Below are 23,401 nucleotides of genomic sequence, written 5' to 3'. Positions count from 1 at the left end.
CAGGAGAAACAAGCATGACGAGCACCACGCCCGAGCACCTCGACATCATCGTGATCGGCGCCGGCATCTCCGGCATCGGCGCCGGCCACTACATCACCACCGAGCTGCCCGGGAAGTCCTTCGCGATTCTCGAGGGTCGCTCGACCTTCGGCGGCACCTGGGACCTCTTCAAGTACCCCGGCATCCGCTCCGACTCGGACCTGCACACCTTCGGCTACGAGTTCAAGCCGTGGGAGTCCAAAGACTCGATCGCCGACGCGCACAAGATCCTCGACTACCTGCACGAGACCATGCAGGAGAACGACCTCCTCGACAAGGTCCGCTACGACCACAAGGTGGTCTCCGCCGACTGGTCCAGCGAGGACGGCCGCTGGACGCTGCAGATCGACCACGCCGGCGAGCGCCGCGTGCTCACCGCCGGCTGGATCCTCGCCGGCACCGGCTACTACGACTACGACGAGGGCTTCACCCCCGAGTTCGCCGGCCGCGACCGCTTCCAGGGGCAGATCGTCCACCCGCAGTTCTGGCCTGAGGACCTGGACTACACCGGCAAGAAGGTGGTGGTGATCGGATCCGGTGCGACCGCGGTGACCCTGGTCCCGTCGCTGCTCCTGGGTGACAAGCGTGCCGCGCACGTGACGATGCTGCAGCGCACGCCGACGTACATCATGCCGGTCCCGAAGCAGGACCCGCTGACGAACCTCTTCCACCGCGCCTTCGGCCACAAGATCGGCCACGACCTCTCGCGCAAGCGCTTCATCTGGCAGCAGCGCGGCGTCTACGTCTTCGCGCAGCGCTTCCCCGATCTCGCCCGCAAGATCATCCGCAGCGAGAACGCCAAGCGCCTTCCCGAGGGCTACCCGGTGGACGTGCACTTCAACCCGCCGTACAACCCGTGGGATCAGCGCCTGTGCGCCGTGCCCGACGGTGACCTGTTCAAGGCGATCCGCAGCGGCGACGCGGCCGTCGCGACCGACAAGATCGCGACCTTCGACGAGACCGGCATCGAACTGGCCAGCGGCGAGCACCTCGACGCCGACATCATCGTGACCGCCACCGGCCTCAAGCTGAAGCTGCTCGGCGGCGTCAGCCTGTCGGTCGACGGCCGCGAGGTCGACGTGCCGAGCGCCGTCATCCACCGCGGCGCGATGCTCTCGGGCGTCCCGAACGCCGCGCTGGCCATCGGCTACACGAACTCGTCGTGGACGCTCAAGGTCGGGATGCTGTGGAAGTACATCACCAAGCTGATCCGGACGATGGACGCGCAGGGGCTGGACACGGCGGTCGCCGTCGCCGACCCGGACATGGTCACCCGCCCCGCGCTCGACTTCGAGGCCGGGTACGTCCAGCGCGCCCTCGCCGAGCTCCCCCGCCAGGGCGAGGCCGACGACTGGCGCATGTCGATGAGCTACTTCGAGGACGCCAAGCGCCTGAACAGCGAGCTCTCCTTCGGCGAGGAGTCCGGGCTGCGCCTGAGCTCCAGCAAGCAGGCCAAGGTCACCGTCTGACCTGCGGCGATCGCCGCTTCCGCCCGTCTACCGCTACCGTTGACTCGGTGCGGTCGACGGGCGGTCGCGTTTTCGAGGGAGCGGATGAACGAGCAGCAGATCGCGGGCTACAGGGTGGTCCGCAAGCTCGGCGGCGGCGGAATGGGCGAGGTGTATCTCGTCCAGCACCCGCGCCTGCCCCGACAGGATGCGCTCAAGTTGCTGCACACGTCCGTCAGCAGCAACCCGCAGTACAAGGCGCGATTCGACCGCGAGGCCTACGTGCTCGCGCAGCTCAACCACCGCAACATCATCCACCTGTACGACCGCGGCGAGGTCGACGGACGGCTGTGGATCACGATGGAGTACGTCGCCGGCCCGGACACCGCGCAGATGCTGTCCCAGCGCGGGCCGATGCCCCTGCCGCTCGCGATCGAGATCGCCGACGGTGCCGGGGCCGCCCTCGACTACGCCTACCGGCAGGCGCGGATCACGCACCGCGACGTCAAGCCCGCGAACATCCTCGTCGCCTTCGACTCCGACGGTGAGCCGCAGGTCAAGCTCGCCGACTTCGGCATCGCCAAGGCCGCCGGGGAGGCCGTCGGCGTCACGTCGACGGGGATCACCGTCGGGACCATGGCGTACATGTCGCCCGAGGCCTTCGACAACAAGAACCTCGACAACCGCGCCGACCTGTACTCACTGGGCTGCACCGTCTTCGAGCTGCTCACGGGCGCGCCGCCGTTCCCCGGCGACTCCCCCGCCGCGGTCATCTCGGCGCACCTGAACCAGCCCGCCCCGAAGATCACCTCCCGCAATCCGGCGCTGCCCGGCCACCTCGACGCCGTCTTCCGCAGGGCCCTCGCCAAGCGCCCCGAGGACCGGTACGCGAGCTGCGCCGAGTTCGTCGCGGGGCTGCGCGGGGAGTCACCGTCGAGCGTGCCGGCCGGCACCGCACCGCAGCCCGTTCCCGCGTACACCGGCGAGCACACGGGCGCGCACGCCGGCCCCGGCACCGCCCCCTACCCGGGTCCGCCGACGGGGCAGTACGTCCCGACGGGCGAGTACCCCGGCCCGCACACCGCGGCGCAGCCCGCGCCCACCCGCGCGGAGCAGCTCCCCGCGTCGGCGCGACAGGAGGCGCCGGTCGCTCCGGCCCCCGAGAAGCCGCGGAGGTGGGGACGCGCGGTGGCGGCGCTCGCGGCCGTCGTGATCGTCGCGCTGGCCGCGGGGGTCTTCTACCTGGTCAAGCCGTCGACGGGCGGCGGCTCGTCCGGCGGCGGTTCGACGGTGACCGCTTCCTCGGTCAGACAGGTGTACTTCCAGGGCCAGCCGGAGGCCTCGCGGTGGGCCGACAACGTGCTCACCGGCGGCAAGCCGTCGTGGCGTACGGACGAGTACTTCTCCGGCCCGGGTTTCGGCGGCCTCAAGCGGGGCACCGGCCTGCTCATCACGCTGGACAAGGCGGTGAAGGTCACCGGCGGCACGATCACGTCGCCGAGTTCGGGCTCGACCGTCGAGATCCGCATCGCCGACTCGGCCTCGCCGAGTTCCCTCGACGCGACGACGAAGGTCTGGGGCGGCACGCTCAGCAGCGGCGACACGGACTTCACGGCGAGCGGCGCACCGTCGAGCAAGTACGTGCTGGTGTGGATCACCGGGCTCGTGAAGGTCGACGGCGGCAAGTGGTCCACCACCCTCGAACAGGTGCGGATCCGCGGCAACTAGCGGCGGTGATCGCGGAGCGCCGACGAGACGCCCGCGGCCATCGCATCGAGCGCGACGACGGGCTTGACGTTGAGGTCGATCGCCTCACGGCACTCCAGTACGGACTCGACGCAGCGCAGCAGACCCTCGGGCCGGGCGTAGCCGGCGAGCCTACGGGTCTGCTCGGCCTCGTCGGGATGCATCAGCACCACCTGCGCGCCCGTGCCCTGCACCAGCGCGTCGCGGAAAAGCGCCGCGAGGTCGATGAGAGCGCGGTCGAGGGCGTCGCGCACCGCACGGGTGCCGCGGGCCTTCTGCCGCTTCTCCAGGTCCTTGAGTTGCCCGGCCGAGCCGCGCATCACGCCCGCGGTGCCGCGGCCCACGCCGCCGGCGCCGAGCGCCGTCTTGAGGTCCTCGGTCTCCCGCTCGTTGAGGTCGGCGTTGAGCTCCTTGGCCGCGTTCTCCGCATCGCGCAGCAGCTGCTCGACGACGCCGTAGACGCCCTCGGAGGTTGCCGCCCGCGCCAGGCCCAGTGCCTGCTTGCGCTGCTTCTGCGCCTCCGGGTCGGTGGCGAGCCGCTTGGCCCGCCCGACGTGCCCGCCCGAGACTCCGGCCGCCCAGGCCGCCCGTTCGGCGTCGATGCCGTCGCGTTCGAGGACCGCCGCGATCGCGGGAGCCGACGGGGTCACGAGCGGCACGTGCCGGCAGCGGGACTTCAGCGTGACGGAGATGTCCTCCGGATCGACGGTGGGCGCGCAGAGCAGGACGATGGTCTGGGCCGGCGGCTCCTCGACCATCTTCAGCAGCGCGTTACCCGCCTGCTCGGTGAGCCGGTCCGCGTCCTCGATGAGCACGATCTGCCAGTTCCCGACGGACGGCCTCCGCGACGCGTCGGCCACCACCTCACGCATCTGCTTGACCGCGATGGACAGCCCGTCGGGCGCGATGGCCCGCACGTCGGCGTGGGTGCCGGCGAGCACCGTCGTACAGGCCCGGCAGCGCCCGCAGCCGGGCTCGGCCGGATCGTCGCACTGCAGCGCCGCGGCGAGCGCGCGCGCCGCGACCGAACGGCCCGAGCCGGGTGGGCCGGTGAACAGCCAGGCGTGGGTCATGGACGAGCCGGCCAGATCGGCGACGGTGCCCCCGCCCGCGACGACCTCCCGCGCGGCGGCGGCAGCGGCGCGCAGGCCCACCACCACCGCTTCCTGCCCCACCAGGCGATCGAACACTGAGCTCACCCCCACACCCTAGCCCTCCCGTCCGACGGTCCACGCACGCTAAGTTGGAGCGGTGGCAGCACCGAAGAGCAGACTCAGTCGCGCACTGCGACTGGCGCGGTGGCTCGCCAAGACACCCTGGCCGATCTTCGCGCTGGACATCCTCCGGTCGAACATCCTGGGCGCGGTCTTCGTCTTCGGTTTCCTGCGGTTCGCGCTGCCGGTGCAGCAGTCCGTGCAGCTGCAGGAGATCAGCGGCATCAACCTGCTGGTCTTCATCACGTACCTGGTGGCCGCGAGCCTGCTCGGCATGCTGATCGGCCTGCGGCTGGTGCTGCCGGTGCTGCGCTGGCACCGTCGAAGCGCTCCGCACGACCCCGAGATCTCCCGGATGGCGCTCGCACTGCCGCTGCGGATGGCCCTCATGCAGGCGGTCTTCTGGCTCATCGGCGGCGCCATCTTCGTGGTCATCAACTTCAACTCGCCCGGCGGCATCCGGGTGGTGGTGGCGTTGACGGTGCTGCTCGGCGCCACGACGACGTGTGCGCTCAGTTACATGCAGACGGAGCGGGTGCTGCGGCCGATCACCGTCGCCGCGCTCGCACAGGAGCCGCAGGGCTCGGCCGGACTGTCGGTCACCACGCGGATCCTGCTCAGCTGGGTGCTCGGGACGGCCACGCCGATCGTGGGCATCATCATGGTCATCGTCTCGCAGGAGTCCGGCGTGATCGACCCGGACGCCCCCACCCTGATCAATCCGGTGCTGCTGCTCTCCGTCGTGGCGCTGGCCGCCGGTCTCCTCGGCACCGTCCGCGCGGCGAAGTCCATCGGCGATCCGATCCGCGACCTCTTCCAGGCCCAGCGCAAGGTCCGCGACGGCGACTTCACCGCCTCGGTCAAGATCTACGACTCCAGCGAGCTGGGGCTGCTACAGGCCGGCTTCAACGACATGGTGCACGACCTGGCCGAGCGGCAGCGGATGCGCGACATGTTCGGCCGCTACGTCGGGCAGGACGTCGCGCGACAGGCCCTCGAGCACGGCACCCATCTCGGTGGCGAGATCAACGAGGTGGGCGTGCTGTTCGTCGATCTCGTCGGTTCGACGAAGCTGGCCGTCACCGAGGAGCCGGCGGCGGTCGTGGACCTGCTCAACGACTTCTTCAAGGTGGTCGTCGACCTCGTGGACCTGCACGGCGGCTTCGTCAACAAGTTCCAGGGCGATGCGGCACTGGCGATTTTCGGCGCGCCTCTCCCCCACCCGGACGCGGCCGGCGCGGCGCTGGCGGCGGCCCGGGAGATGCGGATCCAGCTCAGCGAGGTGCTCGGTGGCACCGGCTTCGGCATCGGCGTCTCCGCCGGTCAGGTGGTCGCGGGGCACATCGGCGCGAAGGCCCGGTTCGAGTACACGGTGATCGGCGACCCGGTGAACGAGGCGGCCCGGATCACCGAGATCGCGAAGTCGGAGCCCTCGTCCCTGCTGGCGGCGGGCCGCGCGGTCGAGTCCGCGACGCCCGCCGAGCAGGCCCTGTGGGTGCTCGGCGAGGCGATCGAACTCCGCGGGCGCGGCAGGCTCACGCAGCTGGCACGCCCGATCGACGACTGATCAGACGGTCTCGTCCGCGGGCGTCTCGACGGCCTTCGCGGGCGCCTTCTTGGCCGCCGTGGTCTTCTTCGCGACCGTCTTCTTGGCGGTGGTCTTCTTCGCCGCCGTCTTCTTCGCCGCGGCCTTCTTGGCCGGTGCCTTCTTCGCGGGCGCCTTCTTGGCCGCCGCCTTCTTGGTGGCCTTCTTCTTCACCGGGCCCCGTGCGCGACGGTCCGCGAGCAGCTCCGAGGCGCGCTCGTCGGTGATGGTCGCGACCTCGTCGCCCTTGCGCAGCGAGGCGTTGGTCTCGCCGTCGGTGACGTACGGGCCGAAGCGGCCGTCCTTGATCACCATCGGGGTGCCGGACACCGGATCGTTGCCCAGCTCGCGCAGCGGCGGCGCGGCGGCCGCACCGCGGCCCCGTCGCTTCGGCTCCGCGTACAGCTTGAGCGCCTCCTCGAGGGTCACCGTGAACATCTGCTCCTCGGTGGCCAGCGAGCGGGAGTCGGTGCCCTTCTTCAGGTACGGACCGTAGCGGCCGTTCTGGGCGGTGATCTCCTCCTTGGACTCCGGATCGACGCCCACCACGCGCGGCAGCGACAGCAGCCGCAGCGCGTCCTCGAGGGTCACGGTCTCGATGTCCATGGTCTTGAGCAGCGAGCCGGTGCGCGGCTTGGGCGCGTCGGCCTTCTTCTTGCGGGTCTTCGGCTTCGCCTCGGCGTCCAGGTCCTCGGCCTCGGGGTCCTTCTCGGGCTCCGGGAGGATCTCGGTGACGTACGGACCGAAGCGGCCCTCCTTGGCGACGATCTCGTGACCCGTCGCCGGATCGATGCCCAGCGGGCGACCGTCCTGCGGGGTCGCGAAGAGCTTCTCCGCGACCTCCTCGGTCAGCTCGTCCGGGGTCATCGACGCCAGGATGTTGGCGCGCTGGACCTCGGGCTCGCCCTTCTCGCCGGTGACGGTGCGCTCCAGGTACGGGCCGTAGCGGCCGACGCGCACGTAGACGACGTTGCCGTCGGGGTCGGTGTAGAGGGGGATCGAGTTGACCGCGCGGGCGTCGATCGCGTCCAGGTTCGCGGCGACGAGGTTCTTCAGGCCGGGGCTGTCCGGCCCGGGCCCGTCGGCGCCGGCGACGGCCGCGCCGTCGGGGCCGCCGTCGCCGAAGTAGAACCGGGTGAGCCAGTCGACCCGGCCCTCGCGGCCGCCGGCGATCTCGTCGAGATCGTCCTCCATCGACGCGGTGAAGTTGTAGTCGACGAGGCCGCCGAAGTGGCCCTCGAGCAGGCCGATCACGGCGAAGGCCACCCACTGCGGGACGAGGGCGTTGCCCTTCTTCACGACGTAGCCGCGGTCCTGGATGGTCTTGATGATCGACGCGTAGGTCGACGGTCGGCCGATGCCCAGCTCTTCGAGGGTCTTGACCAGCGAGGCCTCGGTGTAGCGGGCGGGCGGGCTGGTCACGTGGTCGGCGGCGCTGAGCTCGGCCGCGGTGATCGCCTGGCCCTTGGTCAGCTGCGGGAGCCGGGACTCGGCGTCGTCGGCCTCGCCGCCCGCCTGGTCGTCGACGGTCTCGACGTAGGCCGAGAGGAAGCCCGGGAAGGTGATGGTGCGACCGGAGGCGGCGAACTCGACGCTCTCGCCCGACGACGCCGAGCCGCCGATCCGCAGGCTCAGCGTGGTGCCCTTGACGTCGGCCATCTGCGAGGCGACGGTGCGCTGCCAGATCAGCTCGTAGAGCCGGAACTCGTCGCTGCCCAGCACCGACGCGAGCGCGCCCGGCGTCTGGAAGGTCTCGCCCGCGGGGCGGATCGCCTCGTGCGCCTCCTGCGCGTTCTTGACCTTGCGGGTGTACTGCCGCGGGGTCGGGTGCACGAAGTCCGCGCCGTACAGCTGCCGCGCCTGGTCGCGGGCCGCGGCGATGGCGGTCTCCGACAGCGTGGTCGAGTCGGTACGCATGTAGGTGATGTAGCCGCCCTCGTAGAGCCGCTGCGCGATCTGCATGGTGCGGTCGGTGTTGAACCGCAGCTTGCGGCTCGCCTCCTGCTGCAGCGTCGACGTCATGAACGGCGCGTAGGGCTTGCGGGTGTAGGGCTTCTCCTCGACGGAGGTCACCGTCAGGCTTGCGCCCTGCAGGCCCGCCACCAGGGCGTTCGCCCGGGCACCGTCGAGCACGGTGATCCCGGCCGGCTTCTTGAGCTGCCCCTGCGCGTCGAAGTCGCGGCCGGTGGCCACACGGTCACCGTCGACGGCCACGAGACGCGCGCCGAAGGTGCGGGGCGTCGCGTCCGCGCCGGCGTCGAGCTGCGCGGCGATGTCCCAGTACCCGGCGGTGCGGAAGGCGATGCGCTCGCGCTCCCGGTCGACGATGATGCGCGTCGCGACGGACTGGACGCGGCCGGCCGACAGGCCCTGGTTGACCTTGCGCCACAGCACGGGGCTGACCTCGTAGCCGTAGAGCCGGTCCAGGATGCGGCGGGTCTCCTGCGCGTCGACGAGGTTCATGTCGAGCTCGCGCGGCTCCTCCGCGGCGGCGAGGATCGCCTGCTGGGTGATCTCGTGGAAGACCATCCGCTTGACGGGGACCTTGGGCTTGAGCACCTCCTGCAGGTGCCACGCGATGGCCTCGCCCTCGCGGTCACCGTCCGTCGCGAGGTAGAGCTCGTCGGCCTGCTTGAGCAGGGACTTCAGCTCGGAGACGGTGGAACGCTTGCTGGCGGAGGTGACGTAGTGGGCCTCGAAGTCGTGGTCCACGTCGACGCCGAGGCGGGCCCAGGGCTTGCCCTGGTCGGCCTCGGGGAGCGGGTTGTCACGGCTCGGCAGGTCGCGGATGTGGCCCATCGACGCGCGAACGGTGTAGTTCGGGCCGAGGAAGTCTCCGATCTTCTTGCCCTTGGCCGGGGACTCCACGATCACCAGACGCTGCAGGCCGTCTCCCGCCGCTGCCTTTCCACGTGCCGCCATCGACCCTCCTGATCTGCTCCGGTGGCACCTGCGTCACCACCTCGACCCCTCCCGTCACTTGCGACGTAGGCGGCCACTCCGGTGCTCATTCTGCCGCACCTTTCGCCCCACCTTATATACAGGGTCCACTGCACGCCCCATGGAATTCGCGCAGTCAGCCGGCCTCGCCCGTCCCGGACACCCGCGCGGTGTGCCGCCGCAGGACGTCCGTGGTCGCGCGCTGGAAGTCGGCGATCGCCTGCTGTTGTTCGGGCGTGAAGCGCTCGTCGAGCATCGCGGCCATGTCCTCGCCGAGAGGGCCGAAGACCCCGGCGATGTGCTCGTCCAGGGCCGGGTTGGGAGCCAGGGTGACCACGATCCGCCGACGGTCCTGCGGGTCCGGTTCGCGCACAGCGAAGCCCCTCCGCACGAGCCGATCGACGAGGCCGGTGACCGCGCCGGAGGACAGGCCGGTGTGCTCGACCAGCTGTGACGCCGACACGGGACCGAGGCGCCGGAGAACGTCCAGCGTCTTGCGCTCCACGGCGGTCAGCCCCATCGAACGCCCGACGGCCTCGTGGAACATCACGACCGCGGTGATGAACTCGCGTCCCAGCAGCTCGCCCTGCGTCGGCTCCGACATGGCTCGATGTTATCTCAGCGGATCATCATCTTAGTTGCTAAGTTATATGAGTGACTAAGATTTTCAGGAGTCCCGCACTGGCCCTGTACGTCCTCTCCCCGCTCATCGGCGAGTTCTTCCTGGGCGACTTCCCCGTCGTCCTGCTTCCGCTGATCGTGGTGCTCGCGCCCTGGTACGGCGCCGGCGCGCTCCTGATCCGGGAGGCCGCGCGCCGACGAGGACGGGGCTGGCCCACGATCGCGATCCTCGCGCTCGCGTGGGCGCTGATCGGCGAGGGCCTGCTCGGGCAGTCGCTGTTCAACCCCGGCTACGCGAACGCGCACCTGCTCGACCACGGCTTCCTGCCGGGGCTCGGCATCGGCGCGACGTGGACCGTCTTCGTCCTCGCCATCCACGTCGCGTTCAGCATCTGCCTGCCGATCGCGATCGTCGAGCTCGGGATGACCGAGCCCCGTCGCCCCCTGCTGCGCCGCCGCGGAATCCTCGTGTGCACGGCCCTCCTCCTGGTCGGCGCGGTCGTCACCTTCTCGACGGCCTACCGCACGTGGGGACACTTCGTCGCCCCGTGGCCACGGCTCGCCGCGACCGCCCTCATCGCCGTAGCCCTCGTCGTCCTCGCCCTCCGCCTCCCGGTCCGCAGGACCGACGGTGCGCGGCCGCCCTCGCCCGGCATCGTCCTCGCCCTCTTCCTCGCCTGCGGCGCGGCGCTGCTGGGCGGCGTGCGCCTCCCGACGGCGGCGGGGCTGGTGACGATGACGGCCGGCATCGTCGTGGCGGTGATCGCGCTCGCCCGGTGGGCACCGTCGCCGCAGTGGACGGACCTCCACCGCCTGGCGGTGATCACCGCAGGACTGCTCACCTACGGCTGGTCGGCGCCGATCCGGATGTGGGGACACACGCCCGCGGACCACGCCCTCGCGCTGGTCAGCGGGGCCCTGTACCTCGCCGCGGAGATCGCGATCGTGCTGCGGCTGCGCCGGACCCTCCGGCGCCGCGCGGCCGCCTGATCTACGGCTGGGGCCAGTGCGCTGCGGCCTCGGGGTGCGCGGGCGGGTCACCGATGCTCTCCCGCAGGCGCAGGAGACGACGGTGCCCGGACACCCGCAGCGCGGGCTTCGTCCCGCGAGTGCCGACGAGCGTGGGCGCCACACCGGCCCGCATCAGCGCGGTGGCGAGGACGGGGGCGCTCTCCGGCGCGTGCGGATCGAGCGCGAGGAGGTAGTGCACGCCGTCCACGTCGCCCCCTGCCAGCGCCCAGGCGCGCAGGGCCCGCGGGCCGGGAACCCAGGTCGACGGTGCCGTCTTCACCGCGCCCCGGGTCCAGGCGACGGACATCGGCTGCAGTTCCGGCGCCGCGAGGGTCCGGACCAGAGGATTGCCCTCCTCGGAGACGTCGAACTGCGCCCGCAGCCCGGCCTCTTCGATCATCAGGGCGATGGCCTCGGCGCGCCACTGGTCGGCGACGACCACGGAGACACGGGCACTGCCGCCCAACTGCACGATCTGCCCCGTCGTCGCGAGCAGGCCGGCCAGGTCGCGGGGCGACGGCGCGGTCTGCTCCGCGGAGAAGAGTGACAGTTGGGACACGATATGAGCTTAGTGGGCCGTGGTGCGCCCGAGTGCCGTCGACACGTCGAACGGCCCGTGAAATGCACAGCACCCCTCCGCCCGAGGGCGGAGGGGTGCTGCGAGAAACTCGTATCGCGTGGTGCGGGGGTTTCTTAGAGAGCGCGGACGCCGGTGGCCTGCGGACCCTTGGTGCCCTGGCCCACCTCGAACTCCACGAGCTGGTTCTCCTCGAGGGTACGGAAGCCGTTGCCCTGGATCTCCGAGTAGTGGACGAACACGTCATCCGAGCCGTCGGCCGGTGCGATGAAGCCGAAGCCCTTCTCCGCGTTGAACCACTTCACAGTTCCCTGTGCCATTGAGATGTTTCCTAACTTGTCTTACTACCGGTGTAGGAACCGTTCCCCTGAGTGGGGTGCGACTCCTGGCCGGTTCCGGCCGCCATACTTTCTGGAGCCGTTTGCGGAGACCGCACACAAAAACCTTCAGTACCACGCCCGCAACATCGATCCCCCGATGGTCCTCTAGGACCCCCGGCGGGAGCTGCGACCTCCTACAGTCAATCACGATTTCCGATCGAGCGACAGCGGGCGGCGTGATTTCGCCTTCCGTTAACCCTGCGTCCTACCGCGCGACAGCCTCTCCGCCACGCCGCTAGACTGGACGATCGGTGGTCCCCGGCCCGTTTCGGACGCGCGGACTTCGGTTCGATGCGGGGGCGATCACGGTGGAGCACAACACCTTCGGCAGGGAGCTGTTGGCGCGCATCCAGGCCGGCGCCGGCCCCGACACCGAGAGCCTCACCCATGTGGCGGACATCCCGTCACGCCGAGCGGAATTCGCCCCCTGGCCGGCGTGGGTCCCGCCCCGCGTGCGCGACGGGCTCGTCGGCGAAGGCGTGCGGGAGCCGTGGCGCCATCAGGCGGAGGCCGCCGAGCACGCGCACGCGGGACGGCACGTGGTGATCTCGACGGGGACGGCCTCGGGCAAGTCCCTGGCGTACCAGTTGCCGGTGCTCGCGGCGCTCGACGACGATCCGCGGGCCACCGTGCTGTACCTGTCGCCGACGAAGGCCCTGGGCACCGACCAGCACCGGGCGGCGGTGCGGCTGACCACCGAGTACGGCCCCGTCGACGCCTCCCCCGCGATGTACGACGGTGACACCTCCCAGGAGATGCGCCGATGGGCGCGGTCCGACAGCCGCTGGGTGTTCACCAACCCGGACATGCTGCACGTGGGACTCCTTCCGCGGCACGCGAAGTGGGCGCGCTTCCTGCGCGGGCTGCGGTACGTGGTGGTCGACGAGTGCCACCACTACCGCGGCGTCTTCGGCTCGCACACCGCGCTGGTACTGCGACGACTGCTGCGTGTGGCGGCGAAGTACGGCGCGAGTCCGACGGTGATCTGCGCGTCGGCGACCACGTCGGATCCCGCCGGCGCCGCCTCGCGACTCATCGGCGCGGAGTGCGTTGCCGTGACCGAGGATTCGTCGCCGCACGGGCCGCGCACCGTCGCCCTGTGGGAACCCCCGCTCCTGCCCGATCTGGAGGGCGAGAACGGCGCTCCCGTGCGCCGTGCCGCCACCACGGAGGCGTCGCGGATGCTCGCCGATCTCGTGGTCGAGGGGGCGCGCACGCTCGCCTTCGTCCGTTCCCGACGGTCCGCGGAGACCGTCGCGTTGTCAGCGCGGCGGATGCTCGCCGAGGCCACACCCGAACTGGCCGAGCGGATCGCGGCCTACCGCGCGGGATACCTCGCGGACGACCGGCGCGCGCTGGAGCGCGGGCTGAACGACGGTGCCCTCCTGGGCGTCGCCACCACGAACGCGCTGGAGCTGGGGGTGGACATCGCCGGCCTCGACGCCGTGCTCATGGCCGGCTTCCCCGGCACCGTCGCCTCGTTCTGGCAGCAGGCGGGACGCAGCGGGCGACGCGGACAGGGCTCGCTGATCCTGCTCATCGCGCGCGACGATCCGCTGGACACGTACCTGGTCCACCACCCCGAGTCTCTCCTCGGGCGCCCGGTGGAGGCGACGATCACCGATCCGTGGAATCCGTACGTGCTGGGACCGCAACTCCTGTGCGCGGCGGGCGAGATCCCCCTGACCCGCGCCGAAGTCGGCGATCTCGGTGCCGTCGACGTGGTGGGCCGGCTGGTGGCCGACGGCCTGCTCCGCGAGCGCCCCGCGGGCTACTTCCTGGCCGCCGGGATCGATCCCCATGCGGGCGTGAACATCCGGGGCGGGGCGGGCAGCGAGATCCTCATCGTGGAGGAGACGTCCGGACGCCTGCTGGGCACCGTCGACTTCACCCGCGCGCTGTCCACGGTGCACCAGGGCGCGGTGCACGTGCACCAGGGCGAGTCCTACGTGGTGGACGAGCTGGACCTCGACGACGGCCTCGCGCTCGTGCACGCGGAGGAGCCCGACTGGACCACCTCCGCCCGCGAGGACCTCGACGTGCACGTGACGGCGGTGCATTCGACGGAGGTCCTGGGCGAGGTGACGGCGCGCCTCGTCTCCGTCGAGGTGACCAGCCGCGTGGTCGGCTACCTGCGCACCCTGCGCAGCGGCGAGGTGATGGACGCCGTGGAGCTGGACCTGCCGGAGACCACCCTGGCGACCCGCGCGGCGCTGCTGACGATGACGCCGGAGGTGCTCGAATCAGCGGGGCTCGTCCCGGAACGCTGGCCGGGCGCGCTGCACGCGGCCGAGCACGCCGCGATCGGCCTGCTCCCCCTGGTCGCCTCGTGCGACCGCTGGGACATCGGCGGCCTGTCGACGGCGTTGCACGACGACACCGGCCTACCGTCGATCTTCGTCTACGACGGCTACCCGGGAGGCGCGGGCTTCGCCGAGCGCGGCTACGAGTCGATCGCCACCTGGCTGGTGGCGACGCGCGATGCGGTCGCGGCGTGCGAGTGTCCGTCGGGCTGCCCGTCGTGCGTCCAGTCGCCCAAGTGCGGCAACGGGAACGATCCGCTCGACAAGGCGGGCGCCGTTCTCGTTCTCGACCTCGTGCTCGCGGCGGTGGCCCGGGGATGACCGAGCCCTCGGACTTCCCCACGATCGACCCGTACGTGACGTTCGCGTTCTCCCTTCCCGCCGAGAAGCGGAGGAACCTCGGCCGGCTCCTGGAGAGCCTCGTCACCCGCGACGACGGCGGTTGGACCATTCCGAACCTGACCGCTGACGACTTCCTGCGGCGGCACCGCGACTACCTGCGGACCCTCGTCGAGGACGACTACGGCGACACCTTCCGCCCCGAGGAGTGACCGGGGCGCGTCACTTCGGCGGCAGGGACCGCGCGTACTCGACGGTGCGCCGCACCCACTGCGCGAGCTCGACGTCCGAAGCCGTGGCCTCCGCGTCCAGATCCAGCCAGCCGCGCATCTCCCGCCCGCGCATCACGGTGGCCCGCACGTGCGGGCCGATCAGTTCGTCCGTGACATCCGGGTGCAGGTGGACCATGGCCTCGCCGCCACTGTTGGCGGCGATCGCCATGTGCCCGTCGACGAGGAAGGCCAGCCCGCCGAACATGCGCTTCTCCACGACGCCCGGCTCACCGTCGATCGCGTCGCGGATCCGAGCCGCCAGCCCTTCGTCGTACGCCATCGCCCCAGTCTGCGCCGATCGGCGCCGACGCGCAGCGCTTCGCTGTTCCGGCCGGAGTCGGCGATCCGGCCGGCCGAGCGTCTGCGCTCAGGCGGACAGATGGAGCAGATCGCTCCACCCTTCCTCGATGATGCTCTGCCGCAGAACCGGAGACACGGGGTTGTGCTCGAGCCACGCCGACACGGCGGCCTTCTGCCGGTCCGTAGGGGAATCGCTGACGCCCAGGTGCATCCGGAGCTGCGGCACACTGAATATCCGAGGAGGTGTACCGACCGGTACCACTGCCAGGTCGTCGGAGAACCTCGACATTCAGATCACCACCTCGGACTGGATGACCCGGACGCCGTCGGTCCGGCCCACGTCCCTCAAGCGTACTACCGGATCGAGCATCACCACCTCCTGCTGGTACTCCAGATCGCGACGACCGACAGCACCGATCCGGAACGCTCGTGCACCCCGTGGGACGGCGATCCGCAGCAGGGCCGGTCCTCCTTCCCCCCACGGAACTGTGAACTCGCGCTCTGCGACCGAGCGGTCCAGTGACATCGACGCGAAGCCCTCGAATCGAACGGTGCGGATACCTGCCTCCGTCGACGACAGCGCAGCCGATCCGCCGAACGTGCGCACCGCGCTCCGTACCCCGCGCCACAGGATGACCTCACGACGAGTTCGCGACCGTTCGATCACGGCGGCCAGGTCGATCGCCACCGTCCCCGCGTCAGCAGAGCCGGTTCCGCCTCGTGCGATCGTCTGGACCTCGGCGTAGAACCGGTCCGTACCCTGCCACCGCAAGATCGACCGACGCTGACGCGCAGTGATCTCGGGCGCCCAGAACGCGTCGCTTGGATCGAGCGCGTTCACTCCGGTCCCGCTCTGGCGACGGCGAGCGCCTCGCCGTCGCCGAAGACCGACAGCGAGACCGGGACGCTCACGCGCACTGTGACGGTGAAACCCTCCACGCCGCAGGCCCGGAGCGCTCCGTCGTTGGCGCGGGCCAAGCGGTCCGCCGCTGCGCATGCCTCCTCGGCGTCGATCGCGCCGGCTGCACCGGCGAGCGCCGCGAGGTCGGCGGCGGACTGGGCCCGGTGACGGGCGGAGACTGCGGCGCCGACATCGACGATCATGACCGCCACCGCGACGATCGCGGCGACCATCACAGCGGCGAGAACCGTCGCCACCCCGTCCTCCCTCCCGCCCCGCGGACCGGCGCGGGACCGAGCGCGCCGGTCGGCCCGCGCCCCTCCGGCCCGGGTCGACGAGGCCGTCACGGCGCCTGCCCCGGCTCGACGGCGGCCACCGCGGTCGCGGAGACCGTCAGGCCGGGGAGGAGCGGGACCGGCGCGCGGACGCGCACCGTCACCGTGTCTCCGTCCCGGTTCACCGACGAGGACGCGCCGGACGGCCCCACCTGTGCCACCGCACGAGCGGCACGCGCATCGCCGCCCCGCGCGGCGAGCCGAGCGCCCTCACGCGCCGCGTCCACGCAGCGCACGTGCGCTGTCACCCCCACGACGGCGCCCACGCACAGCACCATCACGGTGATGAGACTGGCGACGGCGAACGCGGCCTCCACAGTGACCGCGCCCGCCTCGCCCGCTAACCGGTGGAGGTGCCCAGCGCCTTGCCGATGATGTCCGTCAGGCCGCTGATGATGTTGTCGCCGGTGACCACGCCGTAGAGCACCGCGCCGAAGGCCGCGGCCGCGATGGTGCCTATGGCGTAGTCGATTATGGTGGTTTACACCCCTGCGATTAGGATCCCTTCATGAGAGCACTGATCGTTGTTCGACTGTCGCGCGTGACGGACGCGACCACAAGCCCTGAACGTCAGCTTGCCGCATGTCAGGAGCTATGTCAGGCACGCGGGTACGACGTGGTTGGTGTGGCCGAAGACCTCGATGTGTCGGCAGGTAAGACGTCGCCATTCGACCGTCCACAGCTTGGTCGTTGGCTTCGTGATCCCTCGCAGTTCGACGTGATCGTGTTCTTCCGTGTGGACCGCATCGTGCGCAGGCTGTTCGACCTCGCAGACCTCATCAGGTGGGCACGTCAGCACGGCGTGACGCTCGTGTCCGCGACTGAGGCGCACTTCGACCTGTCCACCGACTTCGGCGACATCATCGCCCTGCTCGTGGCGAAGGTCGCAGAGATGGAACTCGAAGCGATCAGCGAGCGCAACGCGTCAGCGTCGAGACACAACATTCGAGCTGGGAAGTATCGCGGTGGCATCCCACCGTGGGGGTATCTTCCCGAGAAGACCGACGACGGAGAGTGGCGACTCGTTCAAGATCCCGAGCAGGTCGATGTCATCCACGAGGTTGTCCAGCGAGTCTTGAAGGGCGAGCCCCTACGCGCGATCGCCCACGACCTCACGAAGCGAGGCATACCCACACCCCGTGATCGGTTCGCGCAACTGCGAGGGCGACCAACGAGCGACTACGAGTGGCATTCGGCACCTCTGAAGCGATCGCTCACGTCCCAAGCGATGCTCGGTCGAGTCGTCACGCGCGAACCGCTCACAGACGCCCACGGGAACGTACAGCGCGATGCGAAGGGCAGGAAGGTCTTCGGCCCCGAGACGGTGGTCGTTGGCGATGATGGTTCGCCCGTGGTTCGCGCTGAGCCAATCCTGTCGCGAGACATGTTCGAGCGCGTGGGCGTAGAACTTGAGGGGCGCGAGAATCGCAAGGAACCCACCAAGCGAAGCAGTGGCCTCCTGCTCCGCGTCATCTATTGCGGGGTGTGTGGGAGGCCGGCGTATCGACTCAAGGGAGGCAAGGGCCGGAAGCCTCGGTATCGCTGTGCGTCCGCGCAGTACAAGGACCAGTGCGACAACCGCACCGTCTCGTTGGAGTGGGCCGACGACGAAGTCGAGCGCCGGATCCTTGAACACATGGGGCCGCTCGAACGCCGCAAGCGGGTGTGGTTCGCTGGCAACGACCACACGAGCGAGCTGGATGAGGTGAACGAGCTGCTTGCAGACCTCACCGATCAACTTGGCACGGGCGCATTCAAGCGAGGCACCCCGCAGCGTGCGAGGCTCGATCAGCGCATCGTCTCGCTCACGGAGCGTCAGGCCGAATTGTCCGCGACACCAAGCGAACCCGCCGGTTGGGTGTGGGAGCCCACGGGAGAATTGTTCGCCGATTGGTGGGAGCGTCAGGACACGGAGGCGCGCAACGTGTGGCTACGTCAGATGGACTTCAAGGTCACGTGGACATCCCACACCGAGGGATCGAGAACCATCCTCGACACGTTCAAGCTCGACGGCGACCTGACGCTGAATCTCGATGCCGACCAGACCTTCGGCCCGCTCCTTGAGATGGTCGAGGCGTACAACGAGGGCGCGAACTAAGCCCGATCGCTCGGCGCGATCAACCCCGCCTCACGAGCGCGTGAGATGTAGCGCGATGCCTGACGACGCGCCACGCCGAACTCATCCATGACGCCTTGGTACCCATCACGAGCGAAGGCATCCGCGACTCGCTGATGGTGCTCGATGGACTGAACGTTGGGGCGACCCACACCTGACGTGCTGACAGGTGCCGACGAAGGCTTAGGCGGAGGAGGCAAGCGCCACTCCCCGTCCTCGAAGACGTGTGTCACAAGCTGACGAGCCCGTGCGTCCCATGTCGCGACACGAGACACGTCGATCGGGGTGCCTGAGATCGCCGTACAGACCCCATCGGTGTAGGTCATGCGTGTGTCCTCGGTGATGACCTCGAAGGCGTCAGGGAGGCCCGTACTCACGAAGGTGTCAGTGGCCCATTCGACCGTTAGGCCCTGAGCAGCGTCGATGACTCGGTTCATGTCACGAGCATACCAAGACATGTGTCATGGAGTCTCGAAGATGTGACTTGCATCGAGACACATGTCGTGCAAGACTCGGAGACACATCGCCGAGACATGTCGGCGGAGGACCTACGAGGAGACATGAAATGACCGAGATCATGACGTATCGCCCGGCCGTCCGCGAGAGTGGACGACTGAGTCACAGGCAGTGCGGGCATGCGTCAACCAAGGAGGGGCGCGCGGAATGCCGCAAGCGTCACTACGGCTTGAATGACATGGAACGTACTGCGATGGCTCGAACCGGGGTGCAGGACCCGAGGATGGCGTTGTACGCCGATGACGCTCGACGATTGGGCATGGACTACAAGTCGATGGGGCCCGACGAACTGAAGGCAGCGAGGAACGCCTATCGGCGACCTCTGAACCGTGCGCGACTGGCCGGGTAGGGGATCGAGATGGTGTCGCACAAGGACTGCAGCCACCCGAAGACCACCGAGGCGCGTCGTGCATGTCGGACCGGCGAAGCGTCGAAGGCGCGGACGTTATCGAGCCCTGCGAAGCGCCCGACCAAGGCTGAGGCCGATCAACTCTCGAACGAGCAGAAGTCTCAAGCTGCAGCCCGCCAACGGTCGCGGTGGCGCAAGACTCTCCCTGCAATCGAAGGTGCCCGGTACGTGAAACTGAACGGAAAGCACCTCACAGAAAAGGACTTCCTCAATATTCCCGAGGGATTCATCGAGATGGAACCGCTTGTGCAGATCCCGTACAGCATCGACTTCGAATACATCGGGTTTGACGATTCAGGGCAACTCGTACGCTCTCTTCACCTTGACGACCTAGCAGGAGATGTTGGCGACCCAATTCTGGACGATGTGCCCCTTGGGCGTCTGAAGCGGAAGTAGTTTCTGCGCGCTACTCGTGTGGCAGTCAAGTTCTTGTTTCGCGTTCCGCCACGTGACACGCACTGCGCACATCGGAATATCGGTCAGGTCGAACATTCGTGATACGCATTGAATTACCGGAACGACAATCGGAAGGAAAAGGGTAATGCGAGGAAAGTCCCACGCTCAATGCGATCACCCAAACTACGGAGGTGCGCGGCGTCTCTGCAATCAGGGGAAGGAGCAGCCCAAGTTGACGAAGAAGGAGATCGCCCGACGCGAGAAGTTGGAGCGCGACAAGCAGGCTCGCTACAAGGCCGCTCGCCGGGCCATCAAGCAGGCCGAGGAACAGGAGAGCTGACCATGCAGGCCGTGCACTTCATCGACCGATCCAAGCGTCACATGTTCTGCCGTCGCCGCCACTACTGGGACTCGTACCGCAACCGGCCTGATCCTCAGACGTTCATCGACAAGCGTGAGCTTCCGGGCCTAACCCTCCGCCGTCAGGTCGAGCTGAACCGGGGTGTGGCATGACCTACGACGACATCGCGATCATGCGCGCCGATCTCGCAGCGCAACGGGCGACCCTCAGCGCGAACATGGCGACCATTCAGGCGAATATCGAGACGTTGACGCGTCGCACGGTTTGGGGTCGCCTACGCGCCCGCTGGGGCAATGCCCAACGAAAAGAGGCGTAACCGAATGCCCAGTTCGACTACGCCCCTAATCAACGGAGATACACTGTGACTATATCACTGGTCAACGACAAGGAAATCGACTTCGCGGGCACCCCGCGCGATGAAGCAATCGAGCATCTTCTGACGATGTGGGAACGCTCACGCGGATACGCATTCGTTGCGAGCAAGGACCCCCACACCAATCAGTGGGAGGAAGCGTCGTTCCCGTGGCCTGCGCGCCGAGACGACTTGTTCAGGTGGGTGACCCGAAGGCTCAACACCAAGCACGTCTTCTACGCCCCGCACGTCATGGGTGTGGACAAGCGCGGCAAGGGCAACGCCAAGGTCCGTCATTGGGTCTGGCTCGATCTCGATGATGTCGTGGGTGACGACTCGTTCCTCACGGAGTTCCCGCCTACGTTGCGCGTCGACTCCGGCACTGAGGGACACGGCCACCTGTTTTGGCGTGTGGACGACCTCCCCGACTGGGAGACCCATCAGCGCCTGTGCACCGCGATCGGGCTCACGTTGCAGACCAAGAACGACAAGGTCACCGACAACGACCTCTTCCGTCTGCCCGGGTCCATCAACCACAAGCAGGGCAACGATGGAGCCCGTGTTCGCCGTGCGTCGTACGACCGCGCAACGAGGTACACGTGCGAGGCCCTGAGCTCGGCCGTGAGGACCCAAGATGTCGTGATCGACACGTTCGACCCGGTGCACGTGCCAAGCGACCAGGCTCCGTCTCAGAAGCCGTCCTCGAAGCTCGCACGAATGCTTGCCGACGATGACGACGCCGATGGGTACGAGGCCGGAGAGGACCGCAAGCGGTACAAGGCCACGTGGTCGACCGTCGCGCAGTGCTTCGAGGAGGGCTTCAGCCTCCCCCACACGCTGTACCTGATGAGTGACTACATCCCCGGCACGACCAAGTTCGAGAACCATGCCGGCGGATTGCGAGCCAAGGTTGCGCAGTTCTACACCGAGCGAGAATCCAAGTCGCGCAAGACCGCAGCCGCCAAGGATGCGATCTTCGCCACCGAGACGTTGCAGTTCATCCACGATGAGTGCAAGCGCCGCATGCTCTCACCGATGGTCGGCCTCGCTGACGCGCTCGTGCACGCCGCGATGGTCACACCGCCCGGATGGATGATGCCGCCCATCGTCGGTAAGGCCGCAGCCATGAATCTGCTTCTCGTACTTGTCGGTCCGTCTGGCGCAGGCAAGTCCAGCTCGGATGATCCCATCGTCCACTTCGACCCCGACCGCATTCTGCGCCTTGGGAAACGAGAGTGCGAGCTGTCCCGATCGCTCGAATCCATCGAGGTTGGTTCGCCGCAGGCCATCGCCGCCGCGCTGATGGACAGCTATCCCAAGCCGTTCGGCAACGAGGACTCGGACAACCCCGAGGCAAACCTGTACTACACCTGGGCGCGCGTGTTCAAGTGGGATGAGATCGACGGCCTGCGAGCACAATTGGAGCGAGGCTTGGACATGTCCGCCGAGCTACGCAAGGTGTGGTCAGGTGCCGCGCTGGGCACGTTCACCAAGGCCACTGTGAACCGCATCATCGCGCCCGCCGGGCAGTACCGCGCCGTGGGTGTAGTCAATGCCCCGACCGATCAAGCAGGCGCGCTCTTGAAGGACGCCAAGGGCGGACTCATTCAGCGCCTCACCCTGTTCGACGCGACCGACGATGACAAGCAGTGGTCCGAGGACGAACCCGAACGGCAGTCCCGCCTGTTGCAGTTGCCCCGTGAGTTCATGAACCCCGACACCCCTGATGGGTTGTTCGTCGTGCCCGCAAGCATCAGGCGTCAGGTACGGCGCGACAAGTACGAGGGCACGTACGAAGACACCCTCGATGCGCATCGAAACCTGATGCGCCTCAAGATCGCCGCATACCTCGCTGTCCTACACGGTGGGGTGGAGGTGACCGAACAGTTCTGGCAGATCGCCGGTGCCGTGTGTGATGCATCGACCGAGCTGAGGGATACCGTGATGCGCCGTATGACTGCGCTCGAGAAGGAGCAGGCCGCGGCACGTGGTGCACGCGCTGCGATCACGGAGCTGACCAAGCAGGCAGAACTACACACTGTGCGTGGGCGTGCACGTGAGCGTGTGCTCAAGGTGCTCGATGACTTCGGCCCCGACGTTCGATCCCACGTCAAGCGCAGGTTGTCGCCCAAGCAGCAGCCGTTCTTCGATGAACTCGTGAAGGAGTTGATCGAGGAAGGCTTCGTCAAGAAGGAAGGGGCCAAGGTCATGTTGGCGTGATCCCCACTGCATACTGCATACCACCCCCGTTGACGAATCGCCGCACGTCAACGGGGGTTTTTGGGAGGTATGCAGTGAGAGTATGCAGTTGTGCATACCAGGGATGCGTGATCGACACCGCGAAAACTGTTACACGATAAGATCTAATTTTTATTTATTTTACTTAATGAAATGTTGGATCCCCGTGTGTGGGAATGTCGATTTGAACGCGCATCACTGGTATGCAGTGCTGCATACTCTGACTGCATACCAAGCGTTCTTGCATGTCAGGGGTGGTGCGGACAGGTATGCAGTATGCAGCGGTGTCGATCCTGATACCCCCAGGGGAGGTACCCCTAAGACCATTTCGCGGACACCGACTGGGCTTAGGCGCTGCCAGTCAGCACATCGGGCTTCCGAAAGCACTAATGACACCCATTTTCATTAAGAATCGAGGCCTTTCACGCACGTGTACGGAGCGTGTGGACAGGCGATCGCCAATGTGCGCGACGACACGCGCTCGCACCATGTCAGAAACGCTCCCACGGCACACGCTGAGCACCTGTGCATCAGTCGCACACGTCGTCGCTACGATTCATGACTCCAATTCGTCACAGGCGCGCTGAGATGCCTATCTTTCGATGTCGATTCACCACGGCGGTGTGGGGATTGATTCGTGATAACGTCGCCATGACGGCGGGGTTTCTCAAGAAAGGGACACCACCCTTCCTCTCTCCACCGTTGCGTTGTTGGCAGAGAAGGCCCATGCTCAGGTTCCCGCCATTTCCTGGGTGTGGGCTTTTCTGTAGTCGCGCCGGTGATTGAACCTCAGGCGAATGGGCGCGTATCGTCGCGATTGCACCCTTGGGTGTAGATGTAAGGCCAAATCCGCTTGGTCGCTGTTCTTGGCCGAACATACCGATGACGAGTCTTCCGCCTGGTGGGGAAGATTCTGACTCTCGGAAACGGGGCTCTTGCTGATCGTGCCTGACGGCGTGGAAGACCGAAGGGATTCTCGGAATGGGGTGGAAGATCCATTCC

General features: G+C 68.0%; 22 protein-coding genes and 1 pseudogene. 11 read left to right on the top strand and 12 right to left on the bottom strand.

The features are described 5' to 3' along the window. The first annotated feature begins 14 nt into the window (after window positions 1-14). On the top strand, window positions 15-1,508 hold the full coding sequence (locus FK268_RS11310) for a flavin-containing monooxygenase (RefSeq protein ID WP_146434011.1): 1,494 nt from the start codon (window positions 15-17) through the stop codon (window positions 1,506-1,508). 84 nt (window positions 1,509-1,592) lie between these two features. After that, a complete protein-coding gene (locus tag FK268_RS11305) occupies window positions 1,593-3,215 on the top strand; it encodes a serine/threonine-protein kinase (protein ID WP_146434009.1) in 1,623 nt (540 codons plus the stop codon). Here the strand turns inward: FK268_RS11305 and FK268_RS11300 are convergent. Next, a complete protein-coding gene (locus tag FK268_RS11300; protein ID WP_146434007.1) occupies window positions 3,212-4,432 on the bottom strand; it encodes a DNA polymerase III subunit delta' in 1,221 nt (406 codons plus the stop codon). The two genes, FK268_RS11305 and FK268_RS11300, sit on opposite strands and share 4 nt — an antisense overlap. A 52-nt stretch (window positions 4,433-4,484) precedes the next feature. Between FK268_RS11300 and FK268_RS11295 the strand changes: the two genes are divergently transcribed. Then, window positions 4,485-6,014, top strand: a complete 1,530-nt coding sequence (locus FK268_RS11295) for an adenylate/guanylate cyclase domain-containing protein (RefSeq protein WP_231707039.1) — start codon at window positions 4,485-4,487, stop codon at window positions 6,012-6,014. Here FK268_RS11295 and topA read toward each other — a convergent pair whose 3' ends face one another. Both topA and FK268_RS11285 read right to left on the bottom strand, forming a co-directional pair. Further along, complete coding sequence (gene topA, locus FK268_RS11290) at window positions 6,015-8,954, bottom strand: type I DNA topoisomerase (RefSeq protein ID WP_146434005.1); 2,940 nt, start codon at window positions 8,952-8,954, stop codon at window positions 6,015-6,017. Between the two features lie 154 nt (window positions 8,955-9,108). Next, window positions 9,109-9,576: a MarR family winged helix-turn-helix transcriptional regulator gene (locus FK268_RS11285; protein ID WP_146434003.1), complete on the bottom strand. Its 468-nt coding sequence runs from the start codon at window positions 9,574-9,576 to the stop codon at window positions 9,109-9,111. Between the two features lie 50 nt (window positions 9,577-9,626). Between FK268_RS11285 and FK268_RS11280 the strand changes: the two genes are divergently transcribed. Next, window positions 9,627-10,583 carry a hypothetical protein gene (locus FK268_RS11280; protein ID WP_146434002.1) on the top strand — a complete coding sequence of 319 codons (957 nt, stop codon included), beginning with the start codon at window positions 9,627-9,629 and terminating at the stop codon, window positions 10,581-10,583. Between the two features lies 1 nt (window position 10,584). Here the strand turns inward: FK268_RS11280 and FK268_RS11275 are convergent, their stop codons facing one another. Then, on the bottom strand, window positions 10,585-11,163 hold the full coding sequence (locus FK268_RS11275; RefSeq protein ID WP_146434000.1) for a hypothetical protein: 579 nt from the start codon (window positions 11,161-11,163) through the stop codon (window positions 10,585-10,587). Window positions 11,164-11,297: 134 nt separating this feature from the next. After that, window positions 11,298-11,501 (bottom strand): cold-shock protein, encoded by a 204-nt coding sequence (locus FK268_RS11270; RefSeq protein WP_068523077.1) that lies wholly within the window; start codon window positions 11,499-11,501, stop codon window positions 11,298-11,300. A 368-nt stretch (window positions 11,502-11,869) separates the two neighbouring features. Here FK268_RS11270 and FK268_RS11265 point away from each other — a divergent pair, with 368 nt between their 5' ends. Then, the gene (locus tag FK268_RS11265) at window positions 11,870-14,185 is read left to right on the top strand and encodes a DEAD/DEAH box helicase (protein ID WP_193560271.1); all 2,316 of its coding nucleotides are present in this window, start codon (window positions 11,870-11,872) and stop codon (window positions 14,183-14,185) included. Further along, a complete protein-coding gene (locus FK268_RS11260) occupies window positions 14,182-14,415 on the top strand; it encodes a hypothetical protein (RefSeq protein ID WP_146433998.1) in 234 nt (77 codons plus the stop codon). The genes FK268_RS11265 and FK268_RS11260 overlap by 4 nt, the downstream gene beginning before the upstream one ends. Window positions 14,416-14,425: 10 nt before the next feature. Here the strand turns inward: FK268_RS11260 and FK268_RS11255 are convergent, their stop codons facing one another. From FK268_RS11255 to FK268_RS11235, 6 genes and pseudogenes are all read right to left on the bottom strand, one after another. Then, on the bottom strand, window positions 14,426-14,755 hold the full coding sequence (locus tag FK268_RS11255) for a TfoX/Sxy family protein (RefSeq protein ID WP_146433996.1): 330 nt from the start codon (window positions 14,753-14,755) through the stop codon (window positions 14,426-14,428). Window positions 14,756-14,842: 87 nt separating this feature from the next. After that, a complete protein-coding gene (locus FK268_RS24200) occupies window positions 14,843-15,001 on the bottom strand; it encodes a hypothetical protein (RefSeq protein WP_158636090.1) in 159 nt (52 codons plus the stop codon). A 63-nt stretch (window positions 15,002-15,064) separates the two neighbouring features. Further along, on the bottom strand, window positions 15,065-15,547 hold the full coding sequence (locus FK268_RS11250; RefSeq protein ID WP_146433994.1) for a hypothetical protein: 483 nt from the start codon (window positions 15,545-15,547) through the stop codon (window positions 15,065-15,067). A gap of 65 nt (window positions 15,548-15,612) precedes the next feature. Next, window positions 15,613-15,933 carry an Rv3654c family TadE-like protein gene (locus FK268_RS11245; protein ID WP_269434222.1) on the bottom strand — a complete coding sequence of 107 codons (321 nt, stop codon included), beginning with the start codon at window positions 15,931-15,933 and terminating at the stop codon, window positions 15,613-15,615. 86 nt (window positions 15,934-16,019) lie between these two features. Then, window positions 16,020-16,328: a TadE family type IV pilus minor pilin gene (locus tag FK268_RS11240; protein WP_146433992.1), complete on the bottom strand. Its 309-nt coding sequence runs from the start codon at window positions 16,326-16,328 to the stop codon at window positions 16,020-16,022. 23 nt (window positions 16,329-16,351) lie between these two features. Beyond that, window positions 16,352-16,480, bottom strand: a pseudogene (locus tag FK268_RS11235) (DUF4244 domain-containing protein); the annotation flags it as partial. A gap of 39 nt (window positions 16,481-16,519) precedes the next feature. Here FK268_RS11235 and FK268_RS11230 point away from each other — a divergent pair. Continuing rightward, window positions 16,520-18,109 (top strand): recombinase family protein, encoded by a 1,590-nt coding sequence (locus tag FK268_RS11230; protein ID WP_146433990.1) that lies wholly within the window; start codon window positions 16,520-16,522, stop codon window positions 18,107-18,109. Here FK268_RS11230 and FK268_RS11225 read toward each other — a convergent pair. After that, complete coding sequence (locus FK268_RS11225; protein ID WP_146433988.1) at window positions 18,106-18,564, bottom strand: hypothetical protein; 459 nt, start codon at window positions 18,562-18,564, stop codon at window positions 18,106-18,108. The genes FK268_RS11230 and FK268_RS11225 overlap by 4 nt on opposite strands. A gap of 128 nt (window positions 18,565-18,692) precedes the next feature. Here FK268_RS11225 and FK268_RS11220 point away from each other — a divergent pair, with 128 nt between their 5' ends. The 4 genes from FK268_RS11220 to FK268_RS11210 all read left to right on the top strand — a co-directional run bounded on the left by FK268_RS11220 (window position 18,693) and on the right by FK268_RS11210 (window position 22,381). Next, the gene (locus tag FK268_RS11220; protein ID WP_146433987.1) at window positions 18,693-18,992 is read left to right on the top strand and encodes a hypothetical protein; all 300 of its coding nucleotides are present in this window, start codon (window positions 18,693-18,695) and stop codon (window positions 18,990-18,992) included. A 9-nt stretch (window positions 18,993-19,001) separates the two neighbouring features. Beyond that, the gene (locus tag FK268_RS11215; protein ID WP_146433985.1) at window positions 19,002-19,448 is read left to right on the top strand and encodes a hypothetical protein; all 447 of its coding nucleotides are present in this window, start codon (window positions 19,002-19,004) and stop codon (window positions 19,446-19,448) included. Between the two features lie 509 nt (window positions 19,449-19,957). Next, the gene (locus FK268_RS24195) at window positions 19,958-20,125 is read left to right on the top strand and encodes a hypothetical protein (RefSeq protein WP_158636089.1); all 168 of its coding nucleotides are present in this window, start codon (window positions 19,958-19,960) and stop codon (window positions 20,123-20,125) included. A gap of 45 nt (window positions 20,126-20,170) precedes the next feature. Then, entirely contained in the window at window positions 20,171-22,381 is a 2,211-nt protein-coding gene (locus FK268_RS11210) for a hypothetical protein (protein WP_146433983.1), read from the top strand. The last annotated feature ends 1,020 nt before the right edge of the window (window positions 22,382-23,401 follow it).

Origin of the sequence: Tsukamurella sputi (assembly GCF_007858445.1) — a bacterium.
GTDB classification, from domain to species: domain Bacteria; phylum Actinomycetota; class Actinomycetes; order Mycobacteriales; family Mycobacteriaceae; genus Tsukamurella; species Tsukamurella sputi.
Note: the sequence above shows the minus strand (reverse complement) of the source record. Positions and strands in the feature narration are given on the sequence as shown.

Excerpts from the sequence above, each read along its gene's own strand:
- FK268_RS11310 (WP_146434011.1), top strand. The coding sequence starts at position 15 with ATGACGAGCACCACGCCCGAGCACCTCGACATCATCGTGATCGGCGCC.
- FK268_RS11305 (WP_146434009.1), top strand. The coding sequence starts at position 1,593 with ATGAACGAGCAGCAGATCGCGGGCTACAGGGTGGTCCGCAAGCTCGGC.
- topA (WP_146434005.1), bottom strand. The coding sequence starts at position 8,954 with ATGGCGGCACGTGGAAAGGCAGCGGCGGGAGACGGCCTGCAGCGTCTG.
- FK268_RS11285 (WP_146434003.1), bottom strand. The coding sequence starts at position 9,576 with ATGTCGGAGCCGACGCAGGGCGAGCTGCTGGGACGCGAGTTCATCACC.
- FK268_RS11270 (WP_068523077.1), bottom strand. The coding sequence starts at position 11,501 with ATGGCACAGGGAACTGTGAAGTGGTTCAACGCGGAGAAGGGCTTCGGC.
- FK268_RS11260 (WP_146433998.1), top strand. The coding sequence starts at position 14,182 with ATGACCGAGCCCTCGGACTTCCCCACGATCGACCCGTACGTGACGTTC.
- FK268_RS11255 (WP_146433996.1), bottom strand. The coding sequence starts at position 14,755 with ATGGCGTACGACGAAGGGCTGGCGGCTCGGATCCGCGACGCGATCGAC.
- FK268_RS11230 (WP_146433990.1), top strand. The coding sequence starts at position 16,520 with ATGAGAGCACTGATCGTTGTTCGACTGTCGCGCGTGACGGACGCGACC.
- FK268_RS11225 (WP_146433988.1), bottom strand. The coding sequence starts at position 18,564 with ATGAACCGAGTCATCGACGCTGCTCAGGGCCTAACGGTCGAATGGGCC.
- FK268_RS11220 (WP_146433987.1), top strand. The coding sequence starts at position 18,693 with ATGACCGAGATCATGACGTATCGCCCGGCCGTCCGCGAGAGTGGACGA.
- FK268_RS11215 (WP_146433985.1), top strand. The coding sequence starts at position 19,002 with ATGGTGTCGCACAAGGACTGCAGCCACCCGAAGACCACCGAGGCGCGT.
- FK268_RS24195 (WP_158636089.1), top strand. The coding sequence starts at position 19,958 with ATGACCTACGACGACATCGCGATCATGCGCGCCGATCTCGCAGCGCAA.